Raw genomic sequence first — 12708 nt, 5'->3', positions numbered from 1 at the left:
TAAGGTTCAACCAAAGTCTTCATGTAAAAATGCTCTTTCTCTAGTTATTTAAATACATCCCATGTTAAGGTTCAACTGAAGATGATCCTTTTAAACAAGCGATTTATGAAAATTTAAATACATCCCATGTTAAGGTTCAACGATATTAGATTCTATTCGTGCTATACCATCTGAGGTATTTAAATACATCCCATGTTAAGGTTCAACTGTTCTGGCGACAATCGCCATTCCACAAAGTACAAATTTAAATACATCCCATGTTAAGGTTCAACTAGGCCCTAATCCTTTATAGCTTTGATATATTCTTATTTAAATACATCCCATGTTAAGGTTCAACAGACGCTATTAGTAGAATAGAAAGAAGCGACATTGTATTTAAATACATCCCATGTTAAGGTTCAACTTATATTTGTGGACATGTTATACAGGTTTATGTGTAATTTAAATACATCCCATGTTAAGGTTCAACCACTGTAAAATAGCCATTCTTTATTTTCATTATAATCCTTTAAGCTTTGGTTGGTAAAATATTATGTAACTTTTCCTACAAACAGAGAAATTACCAAAGATACTGTAATAGGACTGATAATAGTTGAAAGAAATACCGTCTGCGATGCAAAGTCCGGTTCACTATTATACTGAATAGCAAGTAATACTGAAGTTACAGCAGTAGGCGCCGCTGAGGATATAATAGCAACCTGAGCAGCTGTTCCTTTCAACCCTAGAAGTAATATAACAGCATAGGCCATAATAGGACTTATAATTAATCTTATAAAATTTGAAAAATATACCTTAGGTATTCTTAAAGAATACTTTGTTTCAGCAAGCTGGGCCCCAAGTGAAATTAATGCTATAGGAACCATTGCACTTCCAATGGAATCTAATGCATTCCATATAGGTGACCATACCTTTATATTCATACCTCTTAATACTAGGGCCAAAAGAATAATATATATCATAGGAACTTTTAATACTTCTAATAAACCTTCTTTTACACTTTTGTTACCTGAACTAATACTGTAAATTCCAATTGTATTTGTTACTATATTTTGAACTGTCATTATAAGTATTTGAACTGATAACGCCAGTGGATTATTATGAAATAAAAGCTGAACAAGTGGGAGGCAATAATTACCGCTGTTGTAAAGACACACAGAATTAGTAAATGCACTTGATGTAGACTTATTATATTTAAATAGTTTACATATTACATAACTCAGAACATAAAGTAAAATAAATAAAATAATACTATGTAAAGAAATTTTAATAGCCATGTCTTTATCTAATTTAGAATCGTACATTTTTACAAATAGCAATGCTGGTACAATTATATAAAACTGTATCTTTGCAAGAGTACTTATACTAAAATTTATAATTTTTTTAGCCCCATAACCCAATGAAATTTGTATAAATATAGGCAATATTATATTTGTCAAAATAAATACAAAATAACTCATTTAAATCTTTCTCCTATACATCCAATTAATCCATCCATGTTTTTCCTAACTCATTGATTATATTATGATTCAAATAACACTGCAACTATGATAAATAGAGTTATACTAGTACAGCCTTGTAAAATGTATATTTTCATGCCAAAAATCAATATATAAGCAATATATTTCTCTAAGTATCTTCTAACTATAAACACTGAATCATTTGAAGGATATTTGGACTTTATGTAGAATACATATATTAGATTTTAATATAATTAATTACAAATATTTTTAATTAAGTAAAACTTATATGACATTTGGTTTTTACTACACCTAATGTTTAGTTGAACTAATCCAGGGGATTAGTGACGTTAACTATGGGATAAAGATTACTTAATAATACTTTAATTTTACATATAAATTTGTTAAAATTCATTCGAAAACGTAATCAACATTATCAATTTTCTTAATATAATAAGGGGGACATTTATATGAATAAGAATATTGTTAACTTAAGGAAATCCCAAACTAGAGAGGCATATGCTTTTCTAAAAATAATATGCTTTTTGCTAGGATCTTTATCAGTTGTATTGGTTATCTTTACACAACGTGCTCACCCTAGCGTTAACATAATTTTACCGGGATTAATGTTTTCTATATCATATTTCTTCATATTTTTTCTACTTTCCTATATAAATTCAAAATATAGTACAACTACTAAAAAAGCCTTAAGGGAAGATATTGCTATAAAAGAAAATGAGCAAATAAAAAAATCAGCTTACTATGATGCTCTTACTGGACTTCCAAACCGCTATATGTTAAATGATTTTGTTAACGATTTACTTAACGGTACTGATAGTCTAAATTATAAGTGTACTGTAATGTTTATAGATTTAGATAACTTTAAAAAAGTTAATGATTTTCTTGGACATAATTTGGGTGATGCCATACTTTTCGAAGCGGCAAAAAGACTTACAAATTGTGTACGTAAAGGTGATATTATTTTTAGATACGGCGGTGACGAATTTTTAATCATATTGGATGATATTGATGAAGAAAGCATTATATACATAGCAGAAAAAATTATAACCGAGTTTACTAATCCCTTTATAGTAAATAGGCATGAAACATTTATTTCTCCTAGTATTGGTATAAGCTTTTATACTAAAGATGGTGATAATGTAGAAAGTCTTATAAAAAATGCAGATGCAGCAATGCATGTTGTTAAAAATAGTGGTAAAAACAATTATCAATTTTTCTCTGAGGAATTAAATAAAGCTCTATCAAGAAGATTAGAATTAGAAAACGGATTGAGGAAAGCAATTGAAAACCATGAATTTACCCTATGCTATCAACCTCAGGTAGATCTTAATACAGGTGCTATTTGGGGACTTGAGGCTTTAATTCGCTGGCAACACCCTACACTTGGAATGATTTCACCTTCTGAATTTATTCCTTTAGCAGAAGAGACAGGCCTTATTGTTCCAATTGGAGAATGGGTTTTGGAAACTGCCTGTAGACAAAATAAGCTTTGGCAAGACTCCGGATTAAATAAAATTCCTGTAGCTGTAAACGTATCTGCTATTCAACTAAAACAGCCAAAATTCATTGAAATGGTGAAACGTCAACTGCATAACTCAAAGCTTGACCCAGAGTATCTTGTCATTGAATTTACTGAGAGTATTATGCAGGATACTATGAAGGCTCTTAAAATTGTCAACGATTTAAAAAGTCTTGGAGTTAAAGTGGCTATAGATGACTTTGGTACAGGATACTCATCCTTAAGTCTTTTGAAAAATCTAAACATTGATATTTTAAAGGTTGATTCATATTTTATAAAGGATATCGATACCAATCGAAATACATTAACTATCATAAAGCTTATTATTGATATGGCACATAAATTAAACTTTAATATCATAGTAGAGGGAATAGAAACTGAACGCCAGGCACGAATAATTAAAGAAAATAACTGCAAAATAGGACAAGGTTATCTTCTCAGCCACCCTATCCCGCCTGAAAAAACAAAGATTTATTTAGAAACATATTAGTATTAAAAATAGCATTTAGTATAAATCAACCCTTTTAAAATAAACACAGACTTTTTCATCTATATCTATCTTAAAAGGGTTGATTCAACTAACACTCCCATGGAGTCAAAATTCTCTCTGAGTGAAGTTTCACTTTATAGGCTGGTATAAATTTATAAACTAGCCTGTTTTAATTTGCTTATTTTAATCTATTTCTTTTTACTATTACACCTTCAGTATTTCCAAATCTGCTGCTTTCCCATTAGATTCTACTTTTATTGTTTAGTTTTGGTATTCTTATTTAAATAAGTGGCAGGCTACAAAATGCTCAGATTCAATTTCTTTAAACTCTGGATCTACCTGTGAACATATATCCTTAGCGTATTTACATCTATTAGCAAATCTACAACCGGGTTTGGGATCTATTGGGCTCGATACTTCACCCTCCAACATAATCCTATTTTTTGTTTTTGTTACATTAGGATCAGGAATGGGAATGGCAGAAAGTAAAGCCTTTGTATATGGATGAAGAGGTTTACTATATAACACTTCACTACTTGCCAATTCAACTAACTTACCAAGATACATTACACCAACTCTATCCGATATATGCTTAACCATAGAAAGATCATGAGCAATAAACAGGTACGTCAATCCAAGTTCTTTTTGCAGTTTTATTAATAAGTTTACAACCTGAGCCTGAATAGACACATCAAGAGCAGATATTGGTTCATCACATACAATAAATTCCGGTTCCACAGCTAAAGCTCTAGCAATTCCAATTCTCTGTCTCTGTCCACCAGAAAATTCATGTGGAAACCTTGATGCATGCTCCTTATTAAGACCAACTAACCTGAGAAGATTAGTAACTATTTCTGTTTTTTCAGTTCCCGTATAAAGTTTATGAATTTCTATTCCCTCTGAAATAACATCCCCTACTGTCATTCTAGGGTTAAGAGACGCATAAGGATCTTGAAATATAATCTGAGCCTTTCTGGTAAACTCTTTCTTTTCTCTGTTATTCAATCCATGTATATTTACACCCTGAAAAAGTACTTCTCCTGATGTAACCGGATACAATCCCATAACTGTTCTGCCACAAGTAGTCTTACCGCAGCCAGACTCTCCAACAAGCCCAAGAGTTTCTCCCTTTTTTATTGTAAATGAAACATCATCAACTGCCTTTAGTATAGATTGTCCACCAACTTTGAAATATTTTTTTAAGTTTTTTATTTCTATAAATTTTTCGTTTTGTTTCATTTTATGGCACCCCCAATTCCTGCAGGCAATTGAACTTTAGGAGCATATTCATGTTTTAACCAGCATTGTACCTCATGTGTCTCACTTAATTTTGTTACTTTCGGTACTTCTTCTCTGCATATCTGCATGGCATATTCACACCTTGCAGCAAAGGGACATCCAATGGGAGGTTTTATAAGATCAGGAGGCGTTCCATGAATGGAATAAAGAGCATCCTTGTGTTGCGTTTCTAGTCTTGGAACAGATTGCAGTAATGCCCAGGTATAAGGATGCTGGGGATTATAAAATATCTCATCAGTAGCACCTCTTTCTATTATTTGACCTGCATACATAACCTGAATCCTGTCAGAAACATCAGCTACCACACCCAAATCATGAGTAATAAGCACAACGGCTGTACTAAACTTTTTTTGGAGATCTTTTATCAAATCCATAATTTGTGCTTGAATTGTTACATCAAGAGCAGTTGTTGGTTCATCAGCTATTAATATCTTAGGATTGCATGCTAAAGCCATAGCAATCATAGCTCTCTGTCTCATACCTCCTGAAAACTCATGTGGATATTGATGAACTCTCTTTTCAGCATTAGGGATATTAACCAATTTTAACATTTTAATTGCTTCATCTAATGCTTCTTTTCTGTTCATACCTCTATGCATAATTAAACTTTCAGCAATTTGATTTCCAATTTTCATTGTGGGATTCAGAGATGTCATAGGATCCTGAAATATTATGCTTATTTCAGCTCCCCTTAACTGTCTCAAATCTCTATGATCCATTTTTAATATATTCTTACCATTGAAAATAATTTCAGAACCCAGCTTTATTTCTCCCGGAGGTGTCTTAATTAGCCTCATGAGAGATTTAGCTGTTACACTTTTACCACAACCTGATTCACCAACAACCGCTAAGGTTTCTCCTGGATTTAAATGGAAGCTTACACCTCTTACAGCTTGTACTTCACCTGCATAAGTATGGTAAGAAACATGTAAATTTTTAACTTCAAGTAATTTAGACATATTTCCCCTCCTACTGTCGTAATTTTGGATCAAGTGCATCTCTAAGACCATCACCAAACAGATTAAAAGCCAACATAGTTACACTAATTGCAATAGCAGGAAATATCAATTCATGAGGATGATTGGTCATCTGTCCCTGCCCTGTAAAAACCAAAGCACCCCAGCTTGTATTGGGAGGCTGTACACCTAGTCCTAAAAAACTTAGGAAAGCCTCATCAAATATAAAACTTGGAATATCCATGGACATATATACCAATATTATACCTGTTGTATTGGGAATCAGATGCTTAGCAATAATTCTTGCTGAGCTGCCTCCTAAAGCTTTTGCAGCAGAAACATATTCAGCTTCCTTAAGCTGCATAACTTGTCCTCTAATTAATCTTGCTATACTAGGCCATCCAGTTATACACAGTGCAAGTATTAATGTGGGAACTCCTGGTGAGAAAACTAATAATAATAATATTACTACTATTAGATAAGGAATGCTTACAATAATTTCAATTATTCTCATCATAATAATATCTACCTTGCCGCCAAAATAGCCGCATATACCACCATACAAACAACCTATTACAATTTCTATAAAAGTTCCGGCAAAACCAATTAATAAAGAAACTCTTCCACCCTTCCACAATCTTACAAATAAATCTCTGCCTAGATTATCCGTTCCAAACCAATGTTTTTCATTTGGAGGCATATCCAGTTCATTATAATTCTGTGCATCAAACTTAAAAGGAGACAACCAAGGTCCAATTATACACATTATGATAATAATAAGTAATAATATTAATGAAGCCATTGCAACCTTATTCTTCTTAAGCCTTCTCCATGCATCAGCCCAATAAGATATGCTGGATCTGACAATAATATCAGAATTAATGTCTTCACAACCAATAACATTAAATTTGTCTTTATTTAACAAAGCCATACTTATCCCCCTTAACCTTTCTTAGCTTCAAGTTTAATTCTAGGATCAATAAGCACATATGCTAAATCAACAAATAAGAGAGCAACTATGTATAAAAATGCAAAAAATACTGTTAGAGACATTGTAACAGTATAATCTCTATTATTTATAGAGTTAACCAATTCTCTTCCTATACCAGGAATTCCAAATATGCTTTCAATAACAATTGCTCCGGTAATAATAGTTGCTATTCTAGGACCAATAATTGTAACAAGTGGTATCATAGCATTTCTTAATATATGCTTCCAAACTAAACTTATTTTACTTACTCCTTTAGCTTCAGCAGTAAGAACATAGTCCTGATTTATTACATCTAGTACTGACGTTCTCATAAATCTGGCGTTAGAAGCAAGTCCAGGTAAACTTAATGCTATAGTTGGCAATATAGTGTATCTGAAACCAGAGAAAAACGAAGCCTTAGATGATGCCCAACCTACAATGGGTATACCAAATTTACCGCCAATTCCATATTGAAGCAGTACTGCAGCTACAAAATTTGGTACCGATAATCCTACCAAAGCTATAAACATTACTAAATAGTCTACCCAAGTAGCTCTTTTAAAGGCTGAAATTATACCTAAAACAACACCAACCATAAGACCGAAAACAACAGCCTGAAGCCCTAATCTGGCTGAAACAGGGAATTCATTTTTTATCATATTGTTAACCTTAGTTCCTGGATATTGAATTGATTCACCCAAATCTCCATGAACTAAATCAGAAAGATAATATACATATCTTTCATGAAGTGGGCGATCTAATTTATATTTTTTTCTTATAGCAGTTTGTGCCTGTGGTGACAAAGCTTTTGCCTTGTTGGATATAGGATCGCCGGGTATTGAATTTATCAACACAAAGGTTATAGTAGCTATAATCCATAGAGTTAAAAACATATAACCGATTCTTTTTAAAATGTACTTGGCCATATCCTTTCTCCTTTCTCACTAAAAAGTCCCATGCCCCAAATTTAACTTATACTCCGGAATATGCTGCCAAGCTTCGGCACGTTAAAGACTTTTAATCATTCTAAAGTTCGTGTTTATGAAAATCTAAGAAGTTTTGATAAACTCGTACCTCAAACATATCAAAACTCCTAAGATTTTCAAAAACACTTCACTAAGAATGACAAAAAAGTTTTTAAATGTGCCTTCAGCTTTGGCAGCATATTCCTACGTATAAGTTAAATTTAAGTTGAGGCTATCTATAGTATAAATTACATTATTGTTTTCCTGATATATATGCATCCTTTAAATCGAAATATCCTCCAAATAGTGGAACATATACACCTTTTAAATAATTGTATGAAAATGAATCTATAGATCTGTAATAGTTAGGAGAAACTGCTGCATCCTTTGCTACTAAAATTTGTTCTGCTTGCTTGAAGTAATCCAATCTCTTTGCAGGATCCATATCAGTCATACCTTTTTTAACCAACGCATCAAATTCAGGATTTTTGTATAGACCATTGTTGTTACCATTGTTTGAAGTAAAGAGATTAAAGAATGAGAAAACATCATTATAGTCAGCACCCCATCCTCCTGCACAAATATCAAATTCATGATTGGTTCTTGATTTAAAGTAGGACGGGTTATCCGGTGCATAAACAATATCTATCTTAATACCTAGATTATTCTGCCATTGGTTCTGTATAAACTGTGCTTGTGATGTACTTTCAGCAGATGCAGGTTTCATCCATAATTTCAACTTAACCTGTGAAGGATCACTTATTCCCAATTCAGCTAAGCCTTCTTTAAGAAGTTGTTTTGGATCAGCTTTTACATCCTTTAACGGTTCGTTCACAGTTTGTCTATAGTCTTTGTCTCCGACCATTATCTTAGATGGAACCACACCTTCAGCAACATAATTTTTCTTCCATACTGTGTTTATCTGTGCTTGTCTGTCATAGGAAAGAGAAAGTGCCAACCTTACCTTTGCATTGGAAAGATACTTATTAGTTGTGTTATATATAAAATAATAAACTGAAGGATCATAGCTTGGAGTATGTTGATATCCACCTGCATCCTTATTCTTATCCAATGTCTTTATATCGTCACCAGTAACTACATAATCTAAGAAGTCAATCTGTTTAGCATTAAACATCTTAACTACAGTTGCAGATTCATTGTTAATATATCCATTAACAGTTGTAAGCTTAACATTTTTTGCATCCCAGTAGTTATCATTTTTCTTGTAAACAATTTTTGAACCCTTCTGATAGTCTGAAACTGTAAAAGCTCCATTATATACCATGTTCTTAAAGTCCTGACCATATTGGTCTCCTAACTTCTTTACTATATCCTCTCTTTGAGGTAATAAACCCTTAAAAGAAAGTGCACTTTCAAAATATGGTGTAGGATGAGCCAGTGTTACTACAAAAGTTTTATCGTCTTTAGAAGCAACGCCTAATGTACTAGTATCTGCTTTTCCAGCTGCAACCTCTGCTGCTCCCTTTACTCCGATTTCTTCAAGGAAGCCTAAATAATCTTGACTTACCTTCGGATCACAAAGCCTTCTCCACGAAAAAACATAATCCTGTGCTTTTACTGGTTGCCCATCTGACCATTTAGCATCATCTCTCAAAGTGAAAGTATATGTCAAGCCATCAGATGATTTGTCCATTTTTTTTGCTCCAGCAAGAACATTAGTTACTTTACCGTCTACGGACTTTTCTCTCATAAGACCTTCGTAAACATTAGTCATAGTAGTAAATGTTTCTGTATCACTTACTACTGATGGATCCAAGGATGTATGATCAAATGCTAATACATTAGCTGTCTGATCCGCATCCAGCTTTGTCTCCGCTGTTTTTTGAGTTGAATCAATACTTTTATTGCTAGAACAACCAACCAATGCAGAGCCTAATACTAAGGTTGCAAGCAGTAATGAAATAATACTTTTTCTTTTCATTAAATAATTCTCCCTCCTCATTCATAATTCATATTTTGTCGAACCACATTACCACACGAAATTACATTTTTGGAATAATATTACTATTATATAGTAATACACTTTGGGCATTATTTCAACATAAATTTAGTTTAACAAGTAATTTTTTGTATATATTATTGTTGAAAGTATTAAAGAAGGAAGTAGTTGCCCGTGTTGTGGTATAGTATCTAAAACTAAACATTTAAGATATATTTGAAAAATTGCAGATGGATCTATTGATGGAATACCACTAGAAAATAACATAAAGTAACCCAAGTTATAAAATTAATTCTATAACTTGGGTTATTTTAGATTATTTTAAATTCAACTTAGCTAATGCCTCAGCCAATGCTGAATTCATAGGTGCTTCATTTTCTTCCTTCATTTTCTTCATATATTTTGAAACATCTTTTTTATTTAATTTGCTATCATTATCTTTAAATCTCTTATTGAAAGAAGAAAGTTTTTCTCTAAAGCTGCAATTTGTACATACATAAATCTGTCCTTCACCTTGACCCCTAAGCTCAAGTTTTTTATGGCACTCAGGACATCTTGCATTTGTTAACCTAGCTAAATTTTCCCTGTGACCGCATTCCCTGTCTTGGCATACTAGCATTCTGCCTTGCTTGCCTTTAACTTCAAGCATATATTTACCGCAATTAGGACATTTTTTACCTGTAAGGTTATCATGTTTGAACTTATCACTACTTCCCTTAACATCCTGAACTAGCTCTGCAGCATAATTCCTCATTCTATCTACAAATGCTCTAGGGTCTTTCTTTCCTTTGCTTATAAGCTCTAATTCTAACTCCCATTCTGCTGTTAACAATGGAGATTTAAGTTCATCTGGTACTAATTCTATAAGTTGCTTTCCCTTTGAAGTTGGAATGATTTCTTTACCGTTCTTTTCTATATAGAACATATTGAATAATTTTTCTATAATATCAGCTCTTGTTGCAACTGTTCCTATTCCGCCAGTTTCTCCAAGGGTTTTAGCATGTATTTTATCTATATTTACATACTTTTGTGGTTTTTCCATAGCAGATAACAGTGTTCCTTCGTTAAATCTTGCTGGTGGTTTAGTTTGTAACTTTTTACTTTCCACTGCAGTTACGTTTATTTTATCACCCTTTTTAATAACAGGTAACACTTGACTATCTTTTTCATCCTCATCTTCGCTTAAATCGCTATCTCTGTCATATACCTGCTTCCAGCCTTTTGATTTTATAACATTGCCCTTTGCTGCAAAAGTTTCTCCATTAATATCTGCAGTTATAGTAGTTTGCAGATATTCAAAAGGTGGTAGCATAACAGCTAAGAATCTTTTAACTACTAAGTCATAAACATTCTTTTCTTCATTGCTTAAAAGTGATAACTTTACTGTTTCTTCCGTTGGAATTATTGCATGGTGATCACTAACTTTGCTGTTATCAACAAATCCTTTATGGGCATTTATTTTACCTTTTAATATTTCACTTGCACAAGGTCTATAATTACCTATTGAAATTGCTTTTAAACGCTCTGGCAGCGTCGCCACTATATCTGTAGAAATATATCTTGAGTCCGTTCTAGGGTAAGTTAAAATTTTATAGTTTTCATATAGCCTTTGCATTATTGACAACGTCTGCTTAGCCGAATATCCGAAAATTCTATTAGCATCTCTTTGGAGCTCAGTTAAATCATAAAGAGCAGGAGCATGCTGCTTCTTATAGCTTTCCATAACATCAACTATATTAGCATCCTTGCCCTTTGTAGTTGATAAAATTTTATTTGCCTTATCTTCATCAAAAATATTACCATTGTTATTTTTATCTCTCCATTGAAGAGTAAATCCTTTTGCCTTTGCATTAATTACAAAATAATCCTTTGGTTTAAAATTCTTTATTTCTTCTTCACGATTAACTATCATCGACAAGGTCGCAGACTGTACGCGGCCAGCCGTAAGTTGCGCATTATGCTTACAAGTAAGCGCTCTAGTTATATTTAGGCCCACAACCCAATCGGCTTCTGCCCTACATTGTGCTGCTTTATATAAATTGTCATATTGTGATGAAGGTTTTAAATTCCTGAAACCCTCAATTATAGCTTTATCTGTTTGCGAAGAGATCCAAAGCCTTTTTATTGGCTTATTTACCCTTACTTTTTCAATTATCCACCTTGCTACTAATTCTCCTTCACGACCAGCATCAGTAGCAATTACTATTTCAGTTACATCTTTTCTATTTAATTGTTCCTTAACTGCATTGAACTGCTTACCACTTTGCTTTATAACAACAAGTTTTAAGTGCTTAGGAAGCATTGGTAAATCTTCTAACTTCCAGCTTTTATATTTATCATCATAAGCTTCTGGATCAGCTAATGTAACTAAATGTCCAAGTGCCCAAGTTACAACATACTTATCTCCTTCTATATATCCGTTGCCCTTTTTACCACATTTTAAGACTCTGGCAATTTCTCTTGCCACACTTGGCTTCTCCGCCAATACTAATGTTTTTCCCATTTAAGTTAACCTTCCTTCTAAAACTAGTGTTTTATTTATTTTAAATCTATTTGAAATAGTAATTCTTCCATTATGCAGAATCATACTTAATAGTATCATAAATTCTTCTACAATAAAACAATGCTTAGTTGCACAAGGTGCATTTAATTTAAGTGCAGAAATATATTCCAGCTACGTGCTCCAAAGCCTAAGAAGCTCTAAAACTTGCTCGCGGTCAAATCAAACTCGCTACACTCAAACAATGATTTGCCCTTATCTTTACTGCGTTAAGAGCTTCTAAGGCTTCTACGCAATGTAGCTCTCCATATTTTTCTTCACTCAAATTAAATGCACCCAGTTGCACACTAACTTATGATACAACTAAACTAATATATTGGTTATAAGGCTCTATCTCAATAAGAACATAAAAAATAGGTCTAATATTTATATTAAGACCTACTTTATAGATACCCACAACTTAAATTTAACTTATACGTAGGGATATATTACCGATGTTGAAGTCACATTTAAATATTTTTTTATTAGTCTTAGCGAAAATTTGAGAAAAAATCTTAGAACTTTAGATATG

General features: G+C 32.8%; 8 protein-coding genes and 1 CRISPR repeat array. Of the genes, 1 reads left to right on the top strand and 7 read right to left on the bottom strand.

What is annotated here, in order from left to right; genetic code table 11:
• Window positions 1–46: 46 nt before the first annotated feature.
• Window positions 47–469: a CRISPR direct-repeat array (repeat unit 30 nt; unit sequence ATTTAAATACATCCCATGTTAAGGTTCAAC).
• Window positions 470–530: 61 nt separating this feature from the next.
• On the bottom strand, window positions 531–1457 hold the full coding sequence (locus tag HGI79_RS21325) for an AEC family transporter (RefSeq protein ID WP_185652685.1): 927 nt from the start codon (window positions 1455–1457) through the stop codon (window positions 531–533).
• A 470-nt stretch (window positions 1458–1927) separates the two neighbouring features.
• Between HGI79_RS21325 and HGI79_RS21320 the strand changes: the two genes are divergently transcribed.
• Window positions 1928–3487 carry a bifunctional diguanylate cyclase/phosphodiesterase gene (locus tag HGI79_RS21320; RefSeq protein WP_185652684.1) on the top strand — a complete coding sequence of 520 codons (1560 nt, stop codon included), beginning with the start codon at window positions 1928–1930 and terminating at the stop codon, window positions 3485–3487.
• A 276-nt stretch (window positions 3488–3763) separates the two neighbouring features.
• Here HGI79_RS21320 and HGI79_RS21315 read toward each other — a convergent pair whose 3' ends face one another.
• From HGI79_RS21315 to HGI79_RS21290, 6 genes are all read right to left on the bottom strand, one after another.
• Window positions 3764–4726 carry an ABC transporter ATP-binding protein gene (locus HGI79_RS21315; RefSeq protein ID WP_185652683.1) on the bottom strand — a complete coding sequence of 321 codons (963 nt, stop codon included), beginning with the start codon at window positions 4724–4726 and terminating at the stop codon, window positions 3764–3766.
• Window positions 4723–5745, bottom strand: a complete 1023-nt coding sequence (locus HGI79_RS21310; protein ID WP_185652682.1) for an ABC transporter ATP-binding protein — start codon at window positions 5743–5745, stop codon at window positions 4723–4725. Before HGI79_RS21310 ends, HGI79_RS21315 begins: the two co-directional genes overlap by 4 nt.
• A 10-nt stretch (window positions 5746–5755) precedes the next feature.
• Window positions 5756–6673 carry an ABC transporter permease gene (locus tag HGI79_RS21305; protein WP_185652681.1) on the bottom strand — a complete coding sequence of 306 codons (918 nt, stop codon included), beginning with the start codon at window positions 6671–6673 and terminating at the stop codon, window positions 5756–5758.
• Window positions 6674–6684: 11 nt separating this feature from the next.
• Complete coding sequence (locus HGI79_RS21300) at window positions 6685–7638, bottom strand: ABC transporter permease (protein WP_185652680.1); 954 nt, start codon at window positions 7636–7638, stop codon at window positions 6685–6687.
• A gap of 292 nt (window positions 7639–7930) precedes the next feature.
• Window positions 7931–9619, bottom strand: a complete 1689-nt coding sequence (locus HGI79_RS21295; protein ID WP_185652679.1) for a peptide ABC transporter substrate-binding protein — start codon at window positions 9617–9619, stop codon at window positions 7931–7933.
• A 334-nt stretch (window positions 9620–9953) separates the two neighbouring features.
• Entirely contained in the window at window positions 9954–12140 is a 2187-nt protein-coding gene (locus HGI79_RS21290; RefSeq protein ID WP_185652678.1) for a DNA topoisomerase III, read from the bottom strand.
• Window positions 12141–12708: the final 568 nt, after the last annotated feature.

This window comes from Clostridium sp. DJ247 (assembly GCF_014231265.1).
The sequence above is the reverse complement of the archived record's forward strand: the minus strand, read 5'-3'. Positions and strand labels throughout refer to the sequence as shown.

Bases quoted from the DNA above. Each gene is read 5' to 3' on its own strand.
- HGI79_RS21320 (WP_185652684.1), top strand. From the start codon at position 1,928: ATGAATAAGAATATTGTTAACTTAAGGAAATCCCAAACTAGAGAGGCA.
- HGI79_RS21295 (WP_185652679.1), bottom strand. From the start codon at position 9,619: ATGAAAAGAAAAAGTATTATTTCATTACTGCTTGCAACCTTAGTATTA.
- HGI79_RS21300 (WP_185652680.1), bottom strand. From the start codon at position 7,638: ATGGCCAAGTACATTTTAAAAAGAATCGGTTATATGTTTTTAACTCTA.
- HGI79_RS21310 (WP_185652682.1), bottom strand. From the start codon at position 5,745: ATGTCTAAATTACTTGAAGTTAAAAATTTACATGTTTCTTACCATACT.
- HGI79_RS21315 (WP_185652683.1), bottom strand. From the start codon at position 4,726: ATGAAACAAAACGAAAAATTTATAGAAATAAAAAACTTAAAAAAATAT.
- HGI79_RS21290 (WP_185652678.1), bottom strand. From the start codon at position 12,140: ATGGGAAAAACATTAGTATTGGCGGAGAAGCCAAGTGTGGCAAGAGAA.
- HGI79_RS21305 (WP_185652681.1), bottom strand. From the start codon at position 6,673: ATGGCTTTGTTAAATAAAGACAAATTTAATGTTATTGGTTGTGAAGAC.
- HGI79_RS21325 (WP_185652685.1), bottom strand. From the start codon at position 1,457: ATGAGTTATTTTGTATTTATTTTGACAAATATAATATTGCCTATATTT.